This is a genomic window from Lacticaseibacillus mingshuiensis (assembly GCF_016861785.1).
Lineage (GTDB): Bacteria > Bacillota > Bacilli > Lactobacillales > Lactobacillaceae > Lacticaseibacillus > Lacticaseibacillus mingshuiensis.
The window spans coordinates 210233-235127 of record NZ_BOLS01000001.1; the positions used below are offsets into that span (position 1 = coordinate 210233).

Consider the following 24895-nt stretch of genomic DNA (forward strand, 5'->3'; position numbering starts at 1 on the left):
GCTTGGGATAATTCTCCTTGAGTTGCGCGGTAAGTTGTTATGAATGGACTCATTTTGCGATGTGTTTCTCTTCATCTTGGAGATGCAAAAAGCCTTTCAGCAGGTGTTCAGCGGCCGAGGCGGCATGCCGATCAAGCTGGAAGGCTTTTGGGTGGTGCTTGGTTCTGAAGATGGTATCTGTCGCTAAGGGTTTGGGGTATCTTCCAAGGTCCAGGTCACGTCTGCGGAGTAACTACCCAGCGAGGCGTCGCTTGAGGGTTCCGTTGAGAGGTAAGCCTGGAGCTGTTTTTCAAACGTGCCCCCGGTGGCGACTTGGCTTGGGTAAAGCTCAGTAGATGCGCCGGTCTCGATAAGCGGCAATAGCGTGCCTCCATCGACCAGTTGCAAGGACGCATTCACTGCGGTCATGCCGTTGGTGAAGGTGGACAGGCCGACCGTGAGCTTCCACGGCTGGGTCGTCGAGCGCGTGTCCGCGATCTTCAGCGTGCCGCTCGTCGTGTCCGTCATCCAAGTCGCATCCCCCACTGTGCCAGCGCCGGAAAATCCGGTCATCATATCCTCGATTGTCGGGCTGATCATGGTGGCTGAAGTTGAGCCCATTTTGCCAAACTGGAAGGCTGGGGCTTCTTCTAGGGACAGCGCACCGGGTTCGGTGACGTGGAGGGTGAAGACGTTGGAGCCATAAGTAGTCACACTTGGCGGTTGTCCTGGCGTTGTGACATTGTAACGAACTCTAAACTTCGTCCCTTCCTGCCCGAGCTGAACATTAGTCAATTGATATGTTGAAGCATTGGTGCCAGTGATCGCTGTCATATCACCATCCGGAATCTGCATATACCATTGATATGCTACAGTTTGTCCGGTTGCTAGTGTCAATGTCGGAACTGTCAAAGTCGCCGTGGATCCAGCCTCGAATGTCTGATCTGGCACAGAGAGAATCTGAAGTGTGATCACCCCAGTTACGGTGCCGTCGCTTCCTGAATATTCAGCCACGACATCAATTGATCCAGTCCCAGAGTTTGTTGTTTGCACTAATCCGGTATCTGAAACTGTGGCAAGTGGTGACTCGATCTGTGTCCCAGGCTGGTACACGTGCCAAGTCAGCGGGGTCCCCTCAGGAAGATTGGTTAAGACTTGGGTCTCATTTGTTGTGACAGCTACAGCTTCACCGGAAAACAGATATGGATCTGCTGACAATTGGATTTCTGTTGGACCGGTGACTGTTAATTGCGCGGTATTACTTGTCACAACAATTTCTGTCGATCCGCTCGCACCAGTCTTGGCGGTCACAGTTGCCTGGATCACAGCATCGGCTTGCGCATTCGGCAACTCCATTGTATTTCCACTGATGTCTGCATCTTCTGGCGGCGGGGCACCATCAACGGTCCAAGAGACTGATTCGACGTCTACTGCTGGCGGCATTTCAACCGTAAACGTTGCGGATTCCCCGAGGCTGACAGATTGATCTTGTAATCGCCCTGTGTAAATGTAGGTGGTACTACTCGTATAGGTTTTGTCCGGATCAAGGCTTTCACCTCCTACAGAGATATCTGAAAGACCAAACGTGGCATGTTGGCTGGTTGCACCTGGACCATTCGTTGCTGTCAGTATGGACTCGTTTCCACTCACACTCTGAGTCACATATGAACCAGTAGGGGTCGTGTATGACGGGATGATTGATTGATCAAGGTTGGTCGGCATGATTGTCCCCGATTGACCTTCGAAAAGAATCAGCACACTTGGTGAGAGATTTATCTGATAGTTAGCCGGCATGACCAAGACGCGGAAGAATTGGGAGTATTCCTCCGACTGGGTTATTCCCAACAAGTTAGTATTAACCAAGACCACCTGATAATAGTTCCAAGTGGGTACTGTAACAGTTTGAAAAGTAAGGTCATACCAAAATCTCAAGTTTTGATCATTAAAGTTATTCGGTCCAAAAGTGGCGGTTGAATTGGTGTTTACTCGAACTGGCGTACTGGAGCCAAGCTGGTACACAATCTCAATTCTCTTGTAATCATTGCTGCCCGACGTACCACCATACATTCGAAGCGTATCGCCCGACTGAACGGCGACACTTGTCATACTATTCGATGGATCCAGACCAGGCAAAGTGCTGCTTGATGTATTTGGCTGGGTCTGAATCGCAGTTGTTGCCGGATCAGTCGGCTCATGAAATGCCGTCCCCGCAATCAACGGTGGCTCAGTAGGAATATTGATAGCGGCAGCGGTATCCGCCTTGGTCACGCGCACCTGGCTCGTTTGAAACACGCCGATCAATGCCATGAGGAACAGGCCCAGCAGAATGAGTTTCACTTTATTTTTTTTCATACGCAACGGCCTCCTTTCCTCAGGCAGCGTCATTCTCTTGACGTTTCTTGCGGCGCCACAACAGGAACCAGATCAGCCCGCCCAGCAGAAGCGCGGCAATCACGCTGACCACGACGATCCACCACGGGAAGCGGCTGACGTCATGGCCGAGCTCTTTTTCGACCTTGTCAGCTTTAGCCTGGCTGATCGTAAAGGTTTTGCGGAAATGCCACTCGTCATTCTCGGTCGTGATCAAGAGGTCCTGCACGTATTTTCCAGGCTTGAGGGGCTCCTTTGAATAAGTGGCGAAATCGACATTGGTATTCGGGGCAAAATCAAAATTCTTGACCGTCCGTTCGAGCACGACTTCTTCGGATCCGGAACGGGTGATCGTGCTCACGACTTCCGCTTGGCCGAACAGGCGCGGGGTCGGATTTTGCAGGTTGGCGATCACCGCCGCCTTGTTCGTCTGTGCGCCGGGGTAGACCTCGTTCAATTTCAGGTCCGGGTCAACTTTTTTCTTGCTAGTCTGCAGGTTCACGGCCACGACCATCGCGTATTTGTTATTGATGGTCATGCCCTTGCCGCTACCTTTATCCACGTGCTTTTCGTCAGTCACGTAAAGGCCGCCAAGAATCTGGCCTTTGAATCCTTCTTTGGGGATGGTCAGGGTGAAATCAACGGTCAGGGTTTCGCCGGCCTTCAGCTTCACCGTCTGTTTATTTCCCAACAAGTCGTTGAGCTGGTATTCCGCCGACTCGTCCTTCGCCGAATTTGGCGCGTAACTCACCACGCCATTGGTCTGGGTGAACGCATTGGTCGGCGTCACCGTCAACGTTTTTTCCTTATCGGTCAGGTTGGTGAGCGCGAGGCGCAAATGCTGAGTGCTGTCGGGCTTCACCAGCAGGTCAAAATACGAGGCGTCAGACATTTGGTTCGTGGGCAGCGCGGGGGCAACGGTGAACCCGGCGCCATCCGCGGCCTGCGCCGGGTGCGGAACGGAAAATAGGATGCCTAAGAATGCGAGCAACGCGATGATCAGATGTCTGCGTTTCAATGTGTTCCCCCCTTTTTTTCGGAAAAAGAAGGACCAGGGTCGGCTGGTCCTTTCTCTAGTGCATTAACGTCAAGGCTCCGCAGCTGGTACTGCAGCCAAAGTCCAAGTCACATCTGAGTCATATTGGCCGGCAACGGCATCGGCTTTCTGATTCAGCGTGACATAATTAGCTGCCCCTGCTGAAATGAAGTCAGTATTAACGCCCATCCCAGTGTCTTCATCTGCGGTCCAGATAATTACATCCTCACTATTTGTGTCGATTGTTTGGCCAAATGTGCCTGGCGCAACAGTAGTGCTGGTCGAGCCATCACCAAGAAGTGTCATCGAGCCATTAAGCTCGGAACCATCAGCATCAGCGACGAATGGCGTCATCTGCGCCGACAAGATCCAACCGTCGTTTGACCCACGGTAATCTGATACCTGTACATCCCCCGTTTGGTTAGCATTCGCACCTTCATCCTCGTTGTCGTAATCTACGAGTTGCGAGGTGGTTGTCGCATTATCCATCAGGCTTGCGATTGGTACTGTTCCAAAGTTCAGGTCAGGTACTGTATCAAGTGTCAATTCGCCGGGCGTTACGATAAACTCAGCTGTAGTTGCGGCCGCGCCTACCGGAGAAACCGGGATCGTTGCGGCGCCTAGACTTAATACAAGGGCGGCGGTCAACAATAGTTTTTTCTTCATAGAAATAACCTCCGTTTCTCATACGACTGTCCTTATCAACATCTTAAGTATATCATGAATACGCATACAATTGGCAGTTATAGGCCTTCAATCGGGTTAATTGAGCCGGTTAGATATTTTGATATTGCGGGCTGTTCCACCCAATATAATTGAGTGAGTTACATGAAATATTTATCGCGAGAGGCCCACATAAAAACGCCCCGCCTACCTGAATCTCAGGCGGTGCGGGGCGTTTCGTTAACACGTTAAATTATTATTTTTCTTTACGCGTCGGGCGAATTCCGACAAGCGCGAGGCTCGCCAGCATCAACGCGCCCATCGCTGCCAACAATCCATTCTGGCTGTCGCCGGTCTGCGGCAACGATTTTTCAGCTGGCTTGGTCGCAGTTTGGTTCGTCGTAGTTGGCTTAGCCACTGGTTTGGCTTCCGGCTTGGCTGGGGTCGTCGGCTTGGTCTCCGGTTTCGCCGGCGTGATCGGCTTGGATGGCTCGACCGGCGCCTGGTTCGGCAGATAGACCAGGGTCAATTCCTGAGCGTCCGCGGTCATTGTTCCGATCGTCGTCCGGTTCCGGCTTTCCGTGCCATCTGGCAAAATCGCGTGATCAAACGTGTACCCGGTGAGCGCCGGGGCGACGAAGGTGTAGCCGTTGCCGACCGCCCGGGTCAAAACCGTGTCCTGCTGGATGGTATGGCCTGCGCCGTCAACAAAATGGATGGTCAGCGTCGCGGGTTGCGGGGTCGGCGTCACGCCTTCGTTCATCTTGTAGACGAAGGTGAGCACAGCATTCGAAGTCGTGATCTGACCCGACGCAACGCCTTCCGAGAGCGAACCCCCAGCCGGCAATTTCGCGGTCTCAAGATGATACCCGCTGATCGCCGGTGCAGCATATTCGTAGCCACTCCCAATCGTGAAGGCTTTGCGTTCAGATGGAAGTAGCGTCTTCCCATTCTCATCGACAAACTGCACGGTCAGGGTCGCCGCTTCTTCCGGTGGGACCACGCCGTCATTCATCTTGTAGACGAAGGTCAGGACATCATTTGAAGTCGTGATCTGACCCGACGCCACGCCGTCCGAGAGCGAACCCCCGGCCGGCAATTCCGCTGTCTCCAGATGATACCCATTGATCTCCGGTGCGGTGTATTCATAGCCGCTCCCAATCGTGAAGGCTTTGCGCTCAGATGGCCGAAGCGTCTTCCCATTCTCATCGACAAACTGCACGGTCAGGGTCGCCGCTTCTTCCGGCGGGACCACGCCGTCATTCAGCTTGTAGACGAAGGTCAGGACATCATTTGAAGTCGTGATCTGCCCCGACGCCACGCCGTCCGAGAGCGAACCCCCGGCCGGCAATTCCGCTGTCTCCAGATGATACCCGCTGATCTCCGGCGCGGTGTATTCATACCCGCTCCCAATGGTGAAGGCTTTGCGTTCAGATGGACGCAGCCGTCTTCCCATTTTCATCGACAAACTCCACGGTCAGGGTCGCCGCTTCTTCCGGCGGGACCACGCCGTCATTCATCTTGTAGACAAAGGTCAGGACATCATTTGAAGTCGTGATCTGCCCCGACGCCACGCCGTCCGAGAGCGAACCCCCGGCTGGCAATTCGGCCGTCTCAAGATGGTACCCGCTGATCTCCGGTGCGGTGCATTCGTAGCCGCTTCCAATGGTGAAGGCTTTGCGTTCAGATGGCAGTAGGCTCTTCCCATTTTCATCAACAAACTGCACGGTCAGGGTCGCTGCTTCTTCTGGCGGGACCACGCCCTCTGTATAGTCATAGGTGACGGTATAATTCTGGGTTGCGTCGCCTGTCACGGGCTGGGCTGTGATGCGCGTGAGGTCACCGGCCGGATCCGTGGTCGAAACGACGTGCATCCCCGCGATGGTCGGGTTGATGACTGGGGCAAACATTGGCGTCTCCCCTGCCGGTACCTGAGTCCAATCACCAGTTGTCGGCACGCCATTCTCGTCGAGTGTCGGCTGATCCGTCACGTCGCCCTCCGCAACAAATGTGGTGGTGCCGCCTTGGCCATTGGAAACGGTCAAAACGGTCTTGGTCGCAGTCGCCGGTTCATGAATGCTATCGCCATATTTATTTTGATAAGTGATGGTCTGGGTGACCGTCGACATATCAGAAATTTCATACGCGCGCACATACAGAACTGTGATCTCCGAATCGGTGGTCGTCGGGGTCACTGCTGTTTCGTCGACTTGGGTCAGGCCGGTCTGGGCCGGGGTAATCGAGTCAACGCGCCAGCCTGGCACATCCGGATTGGCGGTGGCGGTGAATGACGGTTTCGCATCGTCTCCGTAGACCGTCCAACCCGTGGAATCGAACAGCTGGGTGGTCGCATCCAGCGCCGGCGTATTTTCCCCAAGCTTGAAATACACGGTGCCCGGGTCATTTGCGATGGTGTTGTCAACGACGGTGGTGAAGGTCACTTGCTGGGTCGCGTCCGGGGCGAGCGGGTTGGTGCCGTCGGTGTAGTGGATGGTCTGGGCGACGGTCGTGGTGTCCTTGAGCGACTGGGTGTGCGCGAGGGTGATGGTGAAGGTCGGCGTTTCGGCCAGCGGGTCAAGCGGAAAATCGTACCCGCTGGTGGTGTCATTGCTGACGAGACGATACCCGGCGGCTTCATAGGCGGCGATCTTGGCGGCCGGGTCATAGGTGATCGCGGCGCCGAGCTCGCCTTGCAGCGCGGAATCAGTGGTGTAATCAAGCGTCTCCAGGACAGTCGGGTCGCCGTTTGCGTCAAGCGTATCGGCGTCGACGAATTGGACTTTGGCCTGCTGGACGGCGTGGTAGATCACGCGCACTTCTTGGTCGTTGTCCTGGAACGGCAAGGTCGTCGCGTCGGCTGGAAGCGTGGTCCAATTGATGCCTTCGGGGCTGGTGTCGACGCGGTCGAAGGCGTATTTGTCTGCGCTGAGGTCCGGGACAATATCCGTGATCAGGACCGGCGTGTTCAGATTGGTGGCCGTGGTCTTGCTTGGCGCGATGTCCGCCGGCAATTCGGTGAGCACCTCGTCCCCATTTTCATCCGTGGTCTTGGCGTAATAGTGCACGGTCAGATCCCAGTCTTGCAAAAAGAGGATGGTGAAATTCTGCGGCTCTTCCGTGAAGGTCACGGCGTCGCTGGCCAGAAAATGGGCGAGCCCATTATTGGCCATGGCGTCGGAAAACAGGCCGGTGCCATCGATCAGGCGGCCGGCAAAGGTGAAGCCCTGCTCGTTGACGAGATTGGTGATGCGATTGACCACGGTGGTCGTACTGAGCAGGTTGGCCGTATCGTCGACTTCAGCGGACAGCACGGTCGATGGCGCGAGGGTGAGCTGGGTGCCATCCGCCTTCAGGAGCTGATAGTTGACGACGATATTGCTGGCGTTGGCATCAAGGGCGTAAGGCTGGATGAACCAGCCTTCAAACCCGGTCGCCGCGTCATTCCATGTTGTGGAAAATGCGCCGTAATTCGTCGAGGTATCCGGCAACATACCATACCAGGTCAGCGTCTGCGGATCGATGTTGCCACCGTTGGATGAACTTGGGTAGAGACCGGGATACCCGCTTTGGCCGCTGCCGTCATATCCTTTGACCGGAACGTTGGTGTCAGTCAGATCCTTGACGATAAAGGACGGGGTCGTATAAGAAGCGGTGCCTTCTCGGATCGTGATCGGGTCGAGCAGGACGTGCTGAAAACCCAGCGCGGTACTGCCATTGAGCCCAGAGTCGCTGGCCAGTGGCGAAATGTCCGTGATCATATTATAGGAAAGCGACAGATTGGTCAGGCTCGGTTTATCGCCCAGCGCGGTGACATCGGTGATCGAGAACATGACCATCTGAACGCCTTGAAGCTGCGTGAGGTTGGTCAGGGCTTTGATGTCCCAGAGATTCCCATTCTTGGTCGGCGTGCCATAGACATTTTCACTGACAATGATGTTCGGGGACAAATTGATCGTCTTGAGATTGGTCGCGTATTGCAGGCCTTCCAGACTTTGCATACTCATCAACGCCTGATAGTAGTTCGTCGGCGCGCCTTGAGTCTGGCTATTGCCATGCGTATTTTGCGCAGCCTGGTCCGTTGAAAAATTGGTCAGCGTGGCCAGATCATTTTTCGTGAAGTTGGCGCGAAAATCATTGATCGTCGCGTACTGGCTGGAGAAGGCTGATTGCCACAAAACATACTGGAGCGCGTAATCAGGCATCCAGAGGTCGATATTGTAGACGGTCGTGTTTTGATAGTACCCAGAGGCGTCCATCGGAATTGCATCTGCAAAGGCCTGCGACTGCCACATCTTCGCCCCGCTCATGTTTTTGAGCGAGGCATCCCGATCCAGATGCGAATACGTGTACTGAAGCGCATTTGTTTTCGAGACATTGAACGTATTCGTGGCGGCGATCACATCGGCCAGATCTGCGCCATCGACTTCATTGTTGCTTAGGCCTAAAAGCGGGGCCGTCTGTTGGTCATTGGCAGGATCAGTTTCGTCGTTGGCTGGCGTTTCTTCTCCGTCCTCGGCTGTCGGCGTCTCGGCTGGATCACTGCCATCTTCCCCTTCGCTGAGGGCGCGGGCGGACCGAGCCTCGGGACGGGTTTGCTGGGACTGGTCGGTGGCGGGCGTCTCGATGGAGGCGTCCTCGTCATTGGCGTTGTTGGAATCGGCGACGTCCGAGTCCGCGCCATTTGGGTTTGCGGCATCCGAGTTCGGGACATCTGAGTTCACACCGTCTTGGGTCGTGCCGTTTGAGGCCGTGCCATCAGCTACCGAAGCCGGGGCCGTTCCTTCGCCTGGCTGGGCGGATTCGGCAGCCGGCTGCGCGTTGTCCGTGGTCGGGGTTGCCTCTTCAGCCGTTGGTGTTTGACCCGCATCCCCATTTGCCTTGCTCGGTGTCTGGGCGGCTGGCGTCACGTCGCCTGAATCGTTGTTGGTGGCCTGTTGCCCGGCAGTATTTTCAGCTGAAATGACCGGGGTCCCCTCATCGGCCCACACCGCGTGGCTGGTGCCGAATGCGCCGCCGACGACCAGCGAAAATGCCGTCACACCGGCCACGAGCCACTGCTTGTGCGCCTTGTACATCTTAAAATGCGTCTTACGCTGTTGATCCATGATCCATTCCTCCTCAATGGTTGATGATCAGTCAGTGTAACCCCCACATTACGAGGTGATTGTATCTTGCAACCGGTCTCAGCTGATACAAATGATGCAGATATGCAACACTTTTTCGGGCAAAAAAGTGCGGGGTGCGCGCCGGAATATGTGCATATCTGCAACATTTTCGTCTTTGGCGAAACGAAGCCCGCAAAATGTGTGTTATCAATGGTCAGGGGGAGGCCTAAAGGAGGAGAAATCATGTCCAGCGAACCAAAGACGCATCCAAAGTTATATAAGGCCGGCCGCCGCTGGGTCACCGCGCTGATCACAGTCGGTGGCCTCAGCCTCGGCGCTGCCCAACTCACCCCTGTCCATGCCGCGGCAAGCGATGCGGCGCCAAGTGGTGACGTGACAAGTCCCGCAACTGAGGGGCAAGACGCACAGGCGTTGCCAACGGATTCAGATCAGGGCGATTCGAGCCAAGCTGGGTCGGAGCAGATCGAGCCCGGCCAAGTCGCGTCCGACCAGACCGAGACCGCCCCTGCTTCATCGGATGAAACAAGCGACACACCGGCGACTTCGAGCACAACTGAGACGGCGGATGCCCAGGAGATCGTGAAGATCACAGGGAATGACGCAGCGGCGGAGGCCGAGGTCATTGCCAATTCGGAGACCTCTGCGCAGACTGGGAGCCAAGCTCAGACCAGCGATGGCGATGCAACCGAGGCCGATCAATCTCAAGATGATTTGGCTTCAGAGGCGTCGCAGACTTCGCCAGATTCCGAGACGCAACCAGCCGCTTCCGAAAATACTGACGAGGCCACGCCAACCGAGCCGGCCGCTCAAGCTGCCCCTGCTGCCCGGGCATTGCAGGCGCAGGACGGTGATTTTGACCTCAACACGGTGATGCCTGATGTCCATCTTCAGGCTGCGGTTCTTGCGCAGTTGCAGGCGGATCATGTGACCACATCGGACGGGACGGCGCTGACCAGTGTCGATCAGATCACCGAAGAAATGATCGCCGGATTGACCACGCTGACGACCGACAATTTGCCGGCGGATGGCAACAATACGGCCAACACAGACCGGGTGAATATCACGTCACTCAAGGGCTTGGAACTCGCGACGGGGCTGACCACGCTGAAAATTTCATCGGATGGCTACTATGGTGGGCTGAGCGATATCTCGGCGCTGGCCGATCTGTCGCAGCTGACCAGTGTCAATTTTTCCTATCAACCGCATCTGAGTGACATTTTCGCGCTTGCGAATAAGCAGCTCACGTCCTTACTCATTCCGCAAAACGCGGTGACCGACCTCAGTATGATCACGTTCGCCCCGGGTGGCACCATGAATGCGACCGGGCAAGGCAGCGTGCTCAAGGCGATCGGCGTCACGCCCGATGCTTCCGGCCAGATCACGTATGCGACGCCGGTGGTTGGGTTGAATGGCGCGTCGGTTGCGACGATCTCGTTCACCTCGGCCGACCCCAATCAGGTAGCGACCGTGAACGGCGTCACCTATGCCCCGACTGTGGTGCCGGATGACAGCGCCAATTGGCAGACCAGCCAAAATTACACGCTGGCAAGCACGGCGAGCGTCGCCAAAGGTCAGATCGTGATGTATTTTGACAACGGCAACGGCTTTAGCGGGTATGTCGTCACGCCTTACACGGTTTTAAATGACGCCGCAAATGTGACGGTGCGTTACATCGACGGCGATACGGGCGAGGAGATCTCCCCCGCTGTCACCCTGGCGGAAGGCAAAATTGGCGGCCAGTTTGTCCAAACGGCCCCGACGATCGACGGCTACACGCTCGCAACATCGCAAAGTGAAAGTTCGCAGACCGGCATTTTTTCCGCGGATGAGCAAACGATGACCTTCGTTTATCTGAAAAATAGCACGCTGGCCGCCAGTTCCGGCAGTCATATCGGCGACCATTATATTACCGGCCTCAACTCAGCTTGGACCAGTCAGGCGGCCGCGGCGGCGATCGCCAGCGATGCGACTGGGGTCGATGCGGCCACGGGCAACAATTATATTGATGAATGGATGCCAAATACGTATCTCCAGCAACTGGTTTTGCATAATCTCCAAAAACAGGATCCGACCGGCAATTGGACTTCCGTGGATCAGATCTCAAAAGACAGCCTCTTGAAGCTCACCAAGCTCGCTGTCGATTATCGCGCTGGGAACCAGTTCGGCACATATATCGATCCGACGACGATCTATTTGCTCGATGGTATTCAGTATGCGACGAATCTGACGAACATTCAGATGGATACGGATCTCAATTATGGCCAGAAGACCTGGGATGGTGGCCTCGTTGATCTGTGGCCATTGCAGAATCTGACGAGCCTAACGACCATCGACATGAGTGGGCAGTGCATTGGTGAAGTGGATGCCCTGGCTGGCCTGACAAACGTGACTGACCTTGGGCTGCAGTACAATAACATCCTCGATTTTAGTTCGTTGAATGCCGCGCAATACACAAGCAAATTCGCGATTTTTCAACAACAAGTCGTTCTGCCTGTTGTGAAGAGCGATGATGGCACGTATACCTACACCATGAGTGGCAAGCTGCCGCAGGGGATGGCGCTGACATCCGAGCTGCGGTATGGGACTGGCGCACAGTTCGGCTTTGATGTGGACATGGGAAAGTCCGAGCGCGTTTATTATAACGGCGCCACTTCCAGTAATATTAGCCACCCCGCTGGCGACAATTTGTCGGTGCAATATGCGAACTTGAAAGATCAAGTGATGCCGGGGCCGTTGACAAATCCATATGGCGACGGTGAGACAATTATTCAGAATCCGTATCAGTACTATATGCTCCTCACCTATAAAGACGCTTCTTATAATTCGGCTTATAACATCTGGTCGATCATGATTCCATATGTCACCGACGCCACAGATTACGGTTATGTCAGCAATAAGTCCGACATGCCAACGCCGCCGCAAGCCGCCACGGTCACCGTCAGCTATCAGGACGAAGCGACCCACGCGACTTTGCGCGACGAGACCGTCCGCGTGGTCCAAGTCGGCAATACCTATCAGATCGAAACGCCTGACATCGCGGGCTACCACTATGTTGGCACTGCCGACAATGCCGCGTTAACGGGCACACTGACTGGCCCGACCGCCGTCACCTTGCTTTACGCAAAGGACGAGGCGACCCTGACCGTCAATATTGAGGATGAAAATGGCGATGTGATCGCCGCACCGATCGAGGTCTCCGTCCCCATTGGCGAGACGCACACCATCACGCCGCCCGATGTGCCGGGCTATATTTACCAAGGCGCCGACCACGATCTGACCTTCGATGTCACTGGGCCGGAAACCATCAGCCTGCGCTACACCAAGGAAGACACCGCGCCAGTCGCAGGTCAGGTCACGGTGAAGTATGTCGACGAAAACGGCGACAGTTTGCAGGCAGACACTGTTTTGACCGATACGGTTGGCCCAGACTTCACCGTCTCTGTGCCTGAGATCGCGGGTTACACTTACCTCGGCGCGGACCACGCGCTGACTGGCACATTCGGCGAGCCGCAGACCATCACTTTGCGCTATACCAAGGAAGATACCGCCCCAGTTGCGGGGCAAGTCACCGTGAAGTATGTCGACGAAAACGGCGACAGCTTGCAGGCAGACACTGTTTTGACTAATACAGTTGGGCAAGACTTCACCGTCTCCGTGCCTGAGATCGCGGGCTACACCTACCTCGGCGCGGACCACGCGCTGACCGGCACATTCGGGGATCCACAGACGATCACCTTGCGCTATACCAAAGAAGACACAGCCTCAGTCGCCGGCCAAGTCACAGTCAAGTATGTCGACGAAAACGGGAACACGCTTCAGCCGGATACAATTTTGACCGATACAGTTGGGAAAGCCTTCACTGTTTCGGTGCCTGAGATTGCTGGCTGCACCTACGCAGGGGCGGACCACGCGTTGACTGGCACATTCGGCGATCCGCAGACGATCACCCTTCGCTACATCAAGGATGACGTCGCGCCGATCGCGGGCCAGGTCACTGTGAAGTATATCGACGATGATGGGAACACCCTTCAGCCCGATACGATTTTGACTGATACAGTCGGCAAGGAGTTCACCGTCTCCGTTCCTGAAATCGCCGGCTACACCTATCTCGGCGCGGACCACGCGCTCACCGGTGCATTCGGGTATCCACAAACCATCACCTTGCGCTACACGAAAGAAGATGTCGCCCCGGTCGCCGGCCAAGTCACGGTCAAATATGTCGACGACAACGGCAACAAGATTCAAGCGGACACGATTTTGACCGATACTGTGGGCAAAGCCTTCAATGTTTCGGTTCCTGAGATCGACGGTTACACTTACCTCGGGGCGGACCACGCCCTCACTGGCACATTCGGCGATCCGCAGACCATCACCCTTCGCTACACGAAAGCCGATGTGCCGCCTGTCGCAGGCCAGGTCACCGTTTCGTTCATCGATCAGGCGACCGGCAACACGCTGCGCGAAGATCTGGTCCTGATCGGCGAGGCGGGCAATCCATTTACGATCACACCGCCGACTTTGCCGGGCTATGATTTTGTTGGGAGCGATGGCCCGCTGACCGGCGTCTTCGGCGATCCGCAACGCCTCGTCCTCACGTATGCGAATACGCCGGCGCCTGAAACGAAGCCGACAAAGCCGACCACGCCAACCAAACCGACGACGCCGAATCAACCGGTTCCGGATGTGAAGCCGGAGACCAAGCCGATCGCGCCGGTGTCGCCAAAACCCGCGGCAAAGGCCACAAAAGCGGAGACCCTGCCGCAAACTGGTGAGGGGCAGACAATGTTGTGGACGGCACTGGGCGCCTTACTGCTTGGCGGGTTGGGCATCGGTGTGCTCGACTCGACTCGGCGGAAACGCTCGTAAGGGCTTCGCATTCGCGCTTCGTATTCGCGCTGCGTTTTCGCGCTCCGTATTCGATCTGTGTATGAGCCCTGTGTATTAACTCTGCGCATTAGCCCCTCGCATCGCGCACCCAACCGGAAGTGATGCGCACGCTGATTCCAAAACGCAACGCAAACGAAACAGGCGCGACCCTCCAGTTGAAGAACTGGGGCGTCGCGCCTGTTTTCGTTTTGTGCAGAATGATTGTCAGTCAGCCGGATCGCAGAATTTCACGTTCGGGGCGAGCCACGCTTGAAGCCGGGCGATGTCTTGCCGCAGTTGGGCGCCATTCACCGGAATCTGAAGCGTGCTGACGAGCATCAATAACGGATCAATTTTCCCCTGAAGCGCCGCCGCATTCTGGTCCTGCGTGTAGGCGGCGAAGGCATCGAAGGCCTGGCGGAAAAGATGCGGAAACAGGAGGCGCTCTTGAAGGTGCTGGGCGTCAAACAGTGCAAGCAGCGATTGGTAGATCTCAAAATCTCGATTATTGATCGCCACCTCAAACGCCTGCACCAGCACCTCGCCCACACTGGCCACGCCGGGATCGACTTGGGTCAGCTTGGAGACGCGCTGCATGTAGATGCGCAGATAGACCAGCAGCTGGTCAGGCGTCATCATGGGCATCAGATTGTTGAGAAGCGACACCTCATAGGAGTACCACGTCTCGTTTTTTTCCAAATACGTGAGCAACTGCTGAAGCAGCGGTGCCGCCTGGACCACGTGGCCGTCATTTGCCATGTAATCCGCGTAGATCTGCAGGGTCAGCTGGGTGTGGTGATCGGCGATGTAGTGCGAGTCCTCGTATTGCGTCGCCATCAGCGCGGCCGCCTTCAAAAACGGCTCGGGGCGCTGCTCGGTCATGCCCTGATTGACCAGCGAAAGGGCCTGCTGCTGAACGGCGATCACGGTGTCCGTGTCGCCGTCGTAAAGATTGGCGAATTCTGTCATCAACAGATTCAGCCGCTTGAGCATCTCCATCAGGTTCGTGGCAGACGAATCGATCTGCCCGTCCTCAAACCGCGCATAATTTGTCCGCGACATGACGCCGTCGTAGATTTTGACCTGCGTGAGGCCCTTATTTTCCCGGATGCGCTTGATCGCCGGCCCAATTTGCTTCATCTTCGCCCCTCCATTTCGTCATATGAGCTATCCTCATCGTATCAGAGTTGCAGGAGATGTCACGGACACTTCTGTCATGTTTTACAAAGATATTTGTGCATATTAGAAAAATAATGGGTGCCAGCCTGTTATTGCAGCGCCCCGCCATTATTGTGTGCCCCACTGCTTCACCAGCGGTTCGTAGCGCTCAAGAAGTGGCGTCACGTAATGTTTTTCAGCTAGGCGCCTGGCCTGGACCGCCTCATCGAAACGCCAAAAGCTCTTGTTCAACACCAGCCGGCCGCGAAAATACAACCGGGCGATCCACTTACCGCTAGTGTTGTCATACGAAACGCCCGTCACGCCGGAGCGATTGGTGGCGCGCATCGAGACAAAGGTGCGCAGATTGGTGCCAGCCACGGTGCCCCACAGCGCCGCATTGCCCACGTTCGCCAGGAATGCCGGATTGGTGCGAGCGGTCTGCTTGCTGGCATCGCGGCGCAGGCACCCACAACTTTTGACCGAACCCACACGCAGCGCATAGCCATCCACCGTGACCTCATTGCCGCAATCGCAACGGCACAGCCAGCGCCGATTGCCATTTTTCATCCGGCCGGCTGCGGCCAACACCGTCAAACGGCCGATGCGGCGGCCCGTCATGTCGATCTGTTTTGTCATTGCTTTCTCGCTTTCCGTTCCCCCCATGGTCATTATGCCAGCGGCCAGGTACAAAAGCGGAAAACGATGCAGATATGCAACCCGAAAAGATTGGGTGGGGTGTTCGGCGAATCAAAAAAGATCCAGTCAAGCTGCGGCGCTCGCAGGTGTGACTGAATCTTTTTCCTGATGCCGCCCCGCCTTACCGCTCGGGCCGCACCAGCATGAATGGATAAACTGTTTTGCCTTTGTCCGGGCCATCAGGAAGCGTATACTCGCTGCGCTCAACCTTGTATGGCGCGGTCTTGTTGGTCAAAAATTGGCGTTTGACCTGATCGCGGAACACATCCCCATAGATCGCGCGGCGCTGCCCAGTCGTCAACGCCGCAAAAGAAGTCGCGGTGATATTGTTGGTTGGATGATAGACCGCATATTGCTGAATCCGAAACGACGAAAAACGCTGGGCTTGTGAGAGATCCGCTTCCTGACGCTTAGCGTACTCAGTATAAAGTTTCGACAGGGAGAGTTTTTGGAGCTTTGCATCGGTCGCAAATGCCTTCGTGACCTCATCCGCAACAATCGCAAACCATTTGCTGTAATCGCTCAACACCGGATAATACTGTGCCCCTTCCGCCGAGGTCTGGAATACCTTCTTTTTCGCGGCGAGCGAGCATAGCGCCTCCGCGAATTGGGTCAGATAGGTGCGAACCAGCTCCTTTTGATTTTGAAGATGGTCATAACTGCCCTCAGTCAGGTCGGAGATCAGCACGCTCAACGCCTGCATCACGTTGGTCGAATTGTTGAGCACCGTCAACGTCTCCGTATCCGTCCGGTGGAAAAAGACCTGGCTGGCGTCCAGCGTCGACCAAAGCTCATTCAAGATCGTCCGAAACTCTTCGCGGAACCGTTTGACGTCCTCGACCATGTCAGCCCAATTCGGCTCTTGCGCCTGGCCGAGTCGATCATCCCCGTGCTGGCTCTGACTTTCTTTATATTTGAAACGCTCCGCATCGTTGACCAGGAGCGGAAACTCATCCAGCAGGTTGAGCATCTGAATCAATGCAAGTCGAGCCTTACTGCGCTTGCCTTGAAAATAGCGAATTGCCCCAAAGCCGATTGACAGGATAACGACTAATGCCTGAATCGCATCCGCCACCGCCTGAATATTTTGATTAGCGCCATTGAGCCAGCCAACAAATCCACCCATGAGAGCGTCTCCTTTATCACCGTTTAGTTTTAGAATAGCGCGCGTTGTTTTATAAAGCAATTTATTGATTCGGCGCGCCGGCATCTGATTAGTCTGAACCTCGGCCTGAGCGTCCCGCGATCTCTGAGACCGGAAATATCGACAATCTCCCCCAGGAAAAACAAATTAGCAGTCTCAGGAATTGCGAGATGATGTTCGCAGCACTTTGGCTGGACTCACGGTCCGCGAATTGGCCTCTTTTAGGCCAGAAAGCAAACATCCGCGGTCTCGTGGTCCGCACGCCCCAGACGTCTGGTAGAAAATAGTGGGATGGCATCACACTAATGTGGCGGTCACCAGAGGGAATCACGGATACGCAATCTCTGAGATTGGAAATATCGAAGTTCTGACCCGGAAGCAGTAAACTGACGATCTCAGAGATTGCGGGATTGTGACCGCGTCCAATCGGTTGGACTCACGGTCCACAAATTTGTCTCTTTTAGTCCAGAAACCAAACATCCGCGGTCCCGTGGTCCGCACGCCCCCAGATATCTGGTGGAAAATAGTGTGACGGCATCACACTGATGTGGTGGTCTCAAGCTGGAATCGCGGATACGGCGATCTCTGAAATCGGAAATATCGAAGTTCTGACCCGGAAGCAGTAAACTGACGATCTCAGAGATTGCGGGAGCATAATCGTGCCGGAGCTTCCAGACTCACGGTCCACAAATTTGTCTCTTTTAGTCCAGAAACCAAACATCCGCGGTCCCGTGGTCCGCACGCCCCCGGGGCGTCTTCGACTTGTGTGATGCTGTCACATTTTATCTCCGCACGCCCCAGTAATCGAAATCCGCATCCTCCCTCCAGTACGCGAATTTCGAGCCGCCCCACCTGGCAAGCCCCAGTTAAGTGTGACCCCATCACATTACTTTTCCTCACACGCCCCCATGGGAATCGACACGCGCATACCCCGGCTACGCCAATTCTTACCTTTCACCAAAAAATATCGACATTCGCATACCGAGAGTACGCGGCAATTGAGTGGCCTACCTGCCCGTTCAGTCCTTCAGCCAGTCCCCAATCAGCCCCTCGTACTCACTGAGCAGCTGTTCCTGCTCCACGAATTTGCCGCTAAACCGAATCGTCGCCAGCTCAGTTTGCAAAGTCGGATCGCTGATGCGTCGGTCCCCGGTCCGCCCGGCATCTACCCGGCCGCGATCCGTGATCCACTGCAGGACCCGCTGCGGCGTCTGCAGGCTGAGAAAATCGGGCCCCGAATCACGCGGCAACGCGCCCAGCAAGGTGTCCGCGATGCGAATCCCCTCGCTGTCGAGGTCGCCGAGATACGCCAAGCGCAAGCCCCGCGCAACCAATTGTTGCATCAGGGCCACATACGCTTTTTGAAAATCGTTCCCGCCTTGATCGATCAGCGGCCAGGTGGGGTGCAGCGTGTGCAACAACACAAACACCCCATTGTTTTCCACGACCACAGCCTTGGTCGTCGCCAGCGGATAATTCGCCATTGCCGCGATCTGCCAAGGGTTGAGCGTCAAGGGCTGGGGCAATTCAGTTTGAAAAATATTTGCGGCCGTGAATGCCATGCCGATCAGTTTCGCCGACAGTTCGTTGAGTTGGCCATCCGCAAAATAATGCGCAAGCACCCACTGATAATAGTGGAAAACGGCCGGCGCCTCTTTTGCGTCGTTCAGTGAATGCGCGGTCAAACCGGCATCGACTGCCTGCTGGCCCCGCGGCGGCAAGGGCTCGCCGGCACTGATCTTGGCAAAAAGCACGTCCAACCCGGCTGCTTCGGGCGGGACCGGATGGCCGGTTGCGGCTTCGTACGCGGCCCGATAATCAGTCATCTTGGCGCTCCTTCCATGTTGCGACCTTCAGCAGTTGATTGGGATGGAACTCGTTTTTGCGCTTGTGCGGCGATGACAACACCTCATAGGCCCCGTTGGTCACGCCGTCTGCGAGAATCTTGTTTTGCCCGCCGGTTGGCATCGTGGCGATGAAATTGAAGCCAAACCGCGCGATTGTTTTCGTGAAAACACGCGCCGTTTCCGGATCCAGTTTGTCGGCAAATTCATCGAACATCACGAGATGCGGGGCATCGGGCTTGCTGGCGCGGGCCAGGCGAATCTTCGGCACCAAAAGCAGTGGCAAGACCATCGCCTGCGCCTTTTCCGCACCGGAGCCGCCCGATTGCACGAAGGCGTCATCCACGAGCTCCGGCGTGTCGCTGTCTTTGCGGAAGATCTCGACCTGAAACCGCGACCAGTAGCGCGTATCCAGCAATTCGCTGGCTTTGGCAAAATAAGCCGCCTCATCGCCGCTTCCGATCGTGGTGTCATGGACCAGATTGTCGATCAAGGTCCGCACGAATTTTCGCAGTTCGGGCAAGTCATCATTTTCGGCGCCTTGAACTTCCTTGATCGCCTCGCTGGCCGAGCCGAGCTGGGGCACAAGCGAGATCATCAGCCGAATGCCGTCTGCGGTCTGGACTTCCTCTAGCATCTTGTTATAAGTCTGCACATCTTCATATTGGTGATCGACGCTTGTGATGGCCGCATTCAAATAATTTTCAAATGCCATTTCATTGCCGGTGGTCAATTGCGCCAGCGCCTCATCGATGCCGGCCAGGTCGTCCGTCAAAAGCTGAATCGTTTTCGCCAGGTCGATCGGCATGGTGATCAGGACGCCTTGGTACACAACGGTCTCGCGATGCAGGCGCGTCGCCAGATCCTGGTACCCGCGCAACTCAAAGAGCGTGTCGAGCGCGGTCTCCTCGTCGTGGCCCTGCTTGTTCGTGCCATCGATGGCGGTGCGAATTTTCAGCGGCAGGTCCTGACTGCGATTGGTGTCGATGCGCTTCTTGAAGCGGTGCGCGACCTCAAGCAACGCGGGGATATCCGCGATCGGCAAGTCTGCCGGGGAAAAATGGGCCAGCATCTTGATGGCCGCATTGAGCGTTTCGGTCAGGGCCGTCAACGCGTCTTTTGCCTCGGCCAAAGCTTTTGTCTGAAAATCGAGTTCGCTTTGCGCGCGGGTGCGCCGATTCTGAAAATCAACTTGTTGGGCCTGCGTCTGATCGAGTGCTTGTTGTGCCGCGGCAAACTGCCCGGGCAAGGTTTCATCTAGGGCCAGCGCCGCCAGTTCCGCCTCGGCCGCCTCAAGTTGGGTCTGCAGAGCCTCAGCCGTGTCGGCAGGTGGATTCTTGGTCAACGTTTCCAGGCTGGCCTGCTTGGCGGTCAGCTGATTGGCCAGCTGCGCGTCTTGGCGCGTCAGGTCGGCGAGCTGATCAAGTAGCGCATGCAAGTCTTTCGCCTGGATCTCCAACATAGACAGATGGTTGGGCGCCGCCAGCATCGCTTTGAGATCAGGATGCTGATCATGCAGCGTCTTTTGCGCCGCGATGATCGTCGCTGCGTCCTGGTTCATTTCGGCCACGCCGCGCTCGTGGATCTCGTTGTTGTCTTGATGCAGCCCTTCCTTGGCGCGACTGGCAAACCCAACGGCGCGCTTGTCGATCGCCAGCCCCATCGCCCCCTGCATCCCCTGGACCAGGCCAACGTCTTTGGTGGTCTGCGAAAGAGTCTGTTCGAGGTGTTGCGCGTCGCTCACCGCCAGCCGGTAGCGTTCCAGATAGGCGGAAAACGCCGCCGCCAACGCCGCGCGATCCGTTTGCGCCAGGGCATCGGTCAGGTCGTGTTGGCCAGCCGAGGCCGCATGGAGCTTGGCGGTCAATTCGGCAAGCGGGCCTGCCTCGATGGTCTGGCGCTGCTCGGCCAATTCGGTGCGTTGGGCCTTCAGCGCAGCAATTGCCTGATCCAGCTCGCTGATCTGCGCTTGCCGCGTTTCCAGTTCAGCCAGTGATTGGCGCAGGCGGGCAATCAACTGTTGTTTTTCGTGACGCGAGCGGGCAATCTGCTTTTGCGCGGCGAGCGCATCACGCAGAGCCTCCACCTGCGCTTTTTGCTGCGCGACTTGCGCGTTGACCAATGCCAACTGGGTCGTCAACGCCTCGATCTCCGCCTGCGCATGACCCATGGCGCTTGCCGCTTGGTCGCGCTGATTGATGGCCTTCGCGTAATCGCTGAGGGTCGGCGACTTGAGCGCATTCAGGTTGCCCCAAAACAGATCCTCACGCATTTTCACCAGGCGCTGCTTGGCGTCGGCCATCCGTGCGCGCATCGCATGCATCTGGTTGAGGTCGCGGTGACTTTCGGCAAGCGGGCGAATGATCTGGTCAAAATCGATCGGCTCTTGGGCCTCACGCAAGGCGTTTGGAATCGGCGCAAACCGGGCATTGCCACCGGTCAAGATCGGCGATGCCAGCAAGCGGTACGCGTTTGCCAGCCGGCCCAGCGCCTCGCCCGACTCAAAGCCATAGACCTCGCGCGCCGAAAAACTGCGGTAGGCCTCCCAGTCTTTGAAAACTTTCAGCTCATCGCCAAACGCCATGTTCTCGATCTCAAACGCATCGCGGTCCAGGCCCCGGCCGGCCACATCGGTCGTCACCAGCGTCAGCGGCGCATTTGGATCATCCTGAATCAAGATGAACCACCATGTCTGGCCGCGGCGCCCGTCCGCCTGCCGATGTGCCCCGATGCCCAGCGTCACCACGCGCTGGCTGGACCGCAGCCGCATGTAGGCATACCCGGTGCGAATCTGCTGGGCGCCTTTGCCCCACCCCAGCAGCATCGAGTTGAACGTCCGCTTATCGCGCGCGGTACTGTGCGGGGTGTCGCTTCGGCCCACACTGTCGGTATCTTTCGCCGAATTAAAAGATGGCGTGGCGATCGAGCCATCCACCAGCACGGGGAAAAAGGCGTTCGCAAGTGTCGTCTTCCCCACCGCATTTTCACCCAGCAGCGTGACGTTACCAGTCTCCGAAGCGGCAAAATCCAGCTTCACATATTGGCCAAAGTCGCGCAGGTGAAAATCCCAAGGGTGCAAAAAATCAGTTGCCGTTTCAGTCATCGAAATTCTCCTGCTCGTCTAAGACCAATTTCAACCGCCCAGCCAGCGGGGTCGCCAGCCAAAAATCATCGCGTTGATAGGCAAATGCGTTCTCGCCCAGTGCCTGGCGTACTAGAATCGCGGCGACCTCGGCGCGCGGATACAGCTGCTTGCCGATCGACCGGATCCGCCCATTCAGCGCCGCATCAGGCAGCCCCTGCCCCAGCGTCTGCGCCACCTTCGCCGCAATGAAATAAGGCCGCGACCGCAATGGCGTCCGGTTCGCGTCTAAGAGCAGCGCGTAATCGTCGCCGATCTCCAGGTAAAATCGATCCAGCTGGCGCCACTGCGCTTCGATCTGAATTTTATTGGCCAGCAGCGTTTGCCACAGCTCAGGCTGGGCGGCGGCCGCCAGATACGCGTGCTTCAGCAAAAAAAGATTCACACGTTGGCTCGCCGTGACTGGGGCCGGGTCCTCTTGCGCTTGTAAAAATAGGACCAGGTTCTGCGCCTCCGCTAGAAAGTCCGGCGAGACATCCCAATACTCCTCGATCTCCGTTTCCGCCTCGCCCGCATCCATTTCCGGGCGATCCGGCACAAAAAGTGGAAAGCGCGTGACGAACAGGTCATCGATGCATTTTCTGACCTCGCGCGCCGTGTGCTCGGGCAGCTGACTCTGCACGGTGGTGACGATGGCGAGGCAATCCACCACGCCATCGCCAGTGACATCTTGCATCTCAGGCGAATTAATCACCGCCTTGAGCGTCGCCAAAAGAACCTGCACCTCAAATTGCGACAGCCGGCCCGGCCCCGTCAAAAGCAGGAGGTCGTCTTGAAAATTCAGTGGGGTCGTCCCGATCAAGTCCCGCAGAAAATAATTGATGCGCCGCTGGGTCTCTGGGCGCTTGTACGCCTCGCGCGCATTTTTGGCCGCCGCGGTCTCATGGTCGGCCGGGGTGCTGGTGAACATCTCCTGATCAAATAATTGGTTGATGATCGTTTTTTCCGTGTTCCGTAAACCAGGCATGTGGTCACCCCTTTTCAAATGTGAACGCGAAGCCATGTGGCAACTCGACGGCAAAGGCTTCACCGGCCACTTGAAGCTGGACGGGGCCGCTGTCGGGAAGTGGCGTCGCCTCGGTCAGCTGGCGGCCATCCACCGCAAAGGCGAGCGGGTCCGCATAATTCGTCGCGCTGTATAAAAACACGGTCTGGTCCCGGGCCCATTTAGTCTGGAAAATCAGTGGCCGGCTGACCTCACCATGTGCGTCATCGACCATCACCAAGTCGCGGAATTCCGCCTGGCCGGCTTCGATGCCCGATGCAAGATCTTCACCATCGACCAATTGCGGGTTGTCCGCCTCGGTGTACGTCTTCACCTCGGCGTCTTGAAGCGCGCGCCGAATTGCCGGCATCGCCCCTGCCTCAAGTAGATCCGTGCGTAGGGCCGTCGCCATTTCCGCCGTGGCGGCCGCCTGTTCACTCGGTGGCAGAACCGCGATCGCGTTTTTCTGGTCCTCGGTCAGCCGGTCCAGCGGCAGATGACGGGGCAGCTGTCCAGGCATCACAAGATGCGCGCTTTTTGCCAGCAACGCGTCGATCGAGGTGGTCAAGGTCTTGATATCGACTGTTTGGCGCTGGACGTGGTCGTATTCGGCCGTCAACAATTTGATCATTTCCCACAGCGTATTGAAAAGCAGGTAGATGGAATCCATGCTGCTTTGAATGGCCGTCGTGGTGCCTTCAAAACTCTGAGCCATGCCCTGCAGCTGACGCTTGATCGCGGATTCAAGCTCACGGCGCGCAACGAGTTTCGCCTCTTCGTCACTGGTCGCCTCATGAACATCGATGCTCCCAAGGCCTTTTGAACTGAGCGCCAAAGCCGCCACCAGCGCCTCGTCGCGTCCCATGCGCACGATCGCCGGAGCCAACTGTTGCAATTTTTGATAAGCCGGCACCGCCTGTTCGTGGAGCATGGCCTGCAGATGTTTGGCGACGTCGCCCGCATGACTGAAGGATAGGTCCGTCGCGATCTCGCGCAGGTCGATGTCGAGTTTGCGCATCCCGTTCATCACGTCATGATAGGCTTCCATCATCGTGCCAAAGCGGGTGTAAAACGCTTCGGTGCTGGTCTCCCACTGCACCCGATCGCGCATCAAATGCACATCGGCGACAAACTCGTCGATGCGCTTGGTTGAAGCGACCACGGTGGTCTCGGCATCGATGACGCGCTGCATCGCGGTCAAAAAGGCGATGCCGGCGCTGGTGATGCGGTAGACCGCGGTCTGACTGATGCGAAAACGCCCATTGGCCAGCCGTTTGCGAATCATCCGCGAGGTCGATTCCACGAGCTGGACCTCGTCGATCAAGACGGCCAAGATGCCGCGCAAGCCGTCAAGCGAGATCACTTCCTCGTCTGGTTGGCGATATTCGTTGTTGTAGGTGCGCAGCAGATACCGCAGCGTGATGGCCTCCTCTGCGCTGGCACCATCGTGGTACAGGATCGTCAGGACTTGCCAGCCGGCCAGCGGATGTTTGGAACTGCGGCCAAGCGCCATGGCGTTGACCAGGGCGTAGAGTTGATCTGAAAGTGCATGCGCCAATGTGGATTCCTCCTGTTTGTTTCTATTAGTATCATACGCAATCTGCGCGGAGATTGCAGGATGGATGGCAAATTGTTTGCGTGGCATCGCGGTTCAAACGGATTCGTGAAAACGCCCGGGTGGGCTCCGGCCAGAAATTGGCTGGAACGCTCCCAAGCAACTTTATGCCCGCATAGTTCGCGGTCATAAAGCTTGCTTTCGGCGTAAGCGGCACAGCCGCTAACGCCGACGAGGGGGCTGAGCCGTTTCTGGCCGGAGCCCCCCTCAGTTTGAGTCTTTGAAGAGATGATCGAGCATCTAGCAACTCAGTCAATGCAATTCCGAA

General features: G+C 56.5%; 13 protein-coding genes. 1 reads left to right on the forward strand and 12 read right to left on the reverse strand.

Features of this window, described 5'->3' with window-relative positions:
- Positions 1 to 183: 183 nt before the first annotated feature.
- The 5 genes from JUE67_RS00960 to JUE67_RS00980 all read right to left on the reverse strand — a co-directional run bounded on the left by JUE67_RS00960 (position 184) and on the right by JUE67_RS00980 (position 9153).
- On the reverse strand, positions 184 to 2331 hold the full coding sequence (locus JUE67_RS00960; RefSeq protein ID WP_203625860.1) for a WxL domain-containing protein: 2148 nt from the start codon (positions 2329 to 2331) through the stop codon (positions 184 to 186).
- Between the two features lie 19 nt (positions 2332 to 2350).
- Positions 2351 to 3367: a WxLIP family cell surface protein gene (locus JUE67_RS00965; RefSeq protein WP_203625862.1), complete on the reverse strand. Its 1017-nt coding sequence runs from the start codon at positions 3365 to 3367 to the stop codon at positions 2351 to 2353.
- A gap of 69 nt (positions 3368 to 3436) precedes the next feature.
- Positions 3437 to 4051, reverse strand: a complete 615-nt coding sequence (locus tag JUE67_RS00970) for a WxL domain-containing protein (RefSeq protein WP_203625864.1) — start codon at positions 4049 to 4051, stop codon at positions 3437 to 3439.
- Positions 4052 to 4304: 253 nt separating this feature from the next.
- Positions 4305 to 5510, reverse strand: coding sequence for a MucBP domain-containing protein (locus JUE67_RS00975; RefSeq protein ID WP_203625866.1), 1206 nt, complete (start codon positions 5508 to 5510; stop codon positions 4305 to 4307).
- A complete protein-coding gene (locus JUE67_RS00980) occupies positions 5479 to 9153 on the reverse strand; it encodes a MucBP domain-containing protein (protein ID WP_203625868.1) in 3675 nt (1224 codons plus the stop codon). The genes JUE67_RS00975 and JUE67_RS00980 overlap by 32 nt, the downstream gene beginning before the upstream one ends.
- A gap of 243 nt (positions 9154 to 9396) precedes the next feature.
- Here JUE67_RS00980 and JUE67_RS00985 point away from each other — a divergent pair, with 243 nt between their 5' ends.
- Positions 9397 to 14040 carry a MucBP domain-containing protein gene (locus JUE67_RS00985; RefSeq protein WP_203636926.1) on the forward strand — a complete coding sequence of 1548 codons (4644 nt, stop codon included), beginning with the start codon at positions 9397 to 9399 and terminating at the stop codon, positions 14038 to 14040.
- 225 nt (positions 14041 to 14265) lie between these two features.
- Here JUE67_RS00985 and JUE67_RS00990 read toward each other — a convergent pair whose 3' ends face one another.
- The 7 genes from JUE67_RS00990 to JUE67_RS01020 all read right to left on the reverse strand — a co-directional run bounded on the left by JUE67_RS00990 (position 14266) and on the right by JUE67_RS01020 (position 24570).
- Entirely contained in the window at positions 14266 to 15180 is a 915-nt protein-coding gene (locus JUE67_RS00990) for an Rgg/GadR/MutR family transcriptional regulator (RefSeq protein ID WP_203625872.1), read from the reverse strand.
- 147 nt (positions 15181 to 15327) lie between these two features.
- Entirely contained in the window at positions 15328 to 15837 is a 510-nt protein-coding gene (locus JUE67_RS00995) for an alcohol dehydrogenase (protein WP_203625874.1), read from the reverse strand.
- 181 nt (positions 15838 to 16018) lie between these two features.
- On the reverse strand, positions 16019 to 17023 hold the full coding sequence (locus JUE67_RS01000) for a hypothetical protein (RefSeq protein ID WP_203625876.1): 1005 nt from the start codon (positions 17021 to 17023) through the stop codon (positions 16019 to 16021).
- Positions 17024 to 18060: 1037 nt separating this feature from the next.
- Entirely contained in the window at positions 18061 to 18867 is an 807-nt protein-coding gene (locus tag JUE67_RS01005) for a DUF2399 domain-containing protein (RefSeq protein ID WP_203625878.1), read from the reverse strand.
- Complete coding sequence (locus JUE67_RS12650; RefSeq protein ID WP_225877855.1) at positions 18860 to 21988, reverse strand: SbcC/MukB-like Walker B domain-containing protein; 3129 nt, start codon at positions 21986 to 21988, stop codon at positions 18860 to 18862. The genes JUE67_RS01005 and JUE67_RS12650 overlap by 8 nt, the downstream gene beginning before the upstream one ends.
- Positions 21981 to 22994 carry a hypothetical protein gene (locus JUE67_RS01015; RefSeq protein WP_203636927.1) on the reverse strand — a complete coding sequence of 338 codons (1014 nt, stop codon included), beginning with the start codon at positions 22992 to 22994 and terminating at the stop codon, positions 21981 to 21983. Before JUE67_RS01015 ends, JUE67_RS12650 begins: the two co-directional genes overlap by 8 nt.
- A 4-nt stretch (positions 22995 to 22998) precedes the next feature.
- Positions 22999 to 24570, reverse strand: a complete 1572-nt coding sequence (locus JUE67_RS01020; RefSeq protein WP_203625882.1) for a hypothetical protein — start codon at positions 24568 to 24570, stop codon at positions 22999 to 23001.
- Between the last annotated feature and the right edge of the window lie 325 nt (positions 24571 to 24895).

Coding starts and splice junctions, on each gene's coding strand:
- JUE67_RS00960 (WP_203625860.1), bottom strand. CDS start 2,331: ATGAAAAAAAATAAAGTGAAACTCATTCTGCTGGGCCTGTTCCTCATG.
- JUE67_RS00970 (WP_203625864.1), bottom strand. CDS start 4,051: ATGAAGAAAAAACTATTGTTGACCGCCGCCCTTGTATTAAGTCTAGGC.
- JUE67_RS00975 (WP_203625866.1), bottom strand. CDS start 5,510: ATGAAAATGGGAAGACGGCTGCGTCCATCTGAACGCAAAGCCTTCACC.
- JUE67_RS00980 (WP_203625868.1), bottom strand. CDS start 9,153: ATGGATCAACAGCGTAAGACGCATTTTAAGATGTACAAGGCGCACAAG.
- JUE67_RS00985 (WP_203636926.1), top strand. CDS start 9,397: ATGTCCAGCGAACCAAAGACGCATCCAAAGTTATATAAGGCCGGCCGC.
- JUE67_RS00990 (WP_203625872.1), bottom strand. CDS start 15,180: ATGAAGCAAATTGGGCCGGCGATCAAGCGCATCCGGGAAAATAAGGGC.
- JUE67_RS00995 (WP_203625874.1), bottom strand. CDS start 15,837: ATGACAAAACAGATCGACATGACGGGCCGCCGCATCGGCCGTTTGACG.
- JUE67_RS01000 (WP_203625876.1), bottom strand. CDS start 17,023: ATGGGTGGATTTGTTGGCTGGCTCAATGGCGCTAATCAAAATATTCAG.
- JUE67_RS01005 (WP_203625878.1), bottom strand. CDS start 18,867: ATGACTGATTATCGGGCCGCGTACGAAGCCGCAACCGGCCATCCGGTC.
- JUE67_RS12650 (WP_225877855.1), bottom strand. CDS start 21,988: ATGACTGAAACGGCAACTGATTTTTTGCACCCTTGGGATTTTCACCTG.
- JUE67_RS01015 (WP_203636927.1), bottom strand. CDS start 22,994: ATGCCTGGTTTACGGAACACGGAAAAAACGATCATCAACCAATTATTT.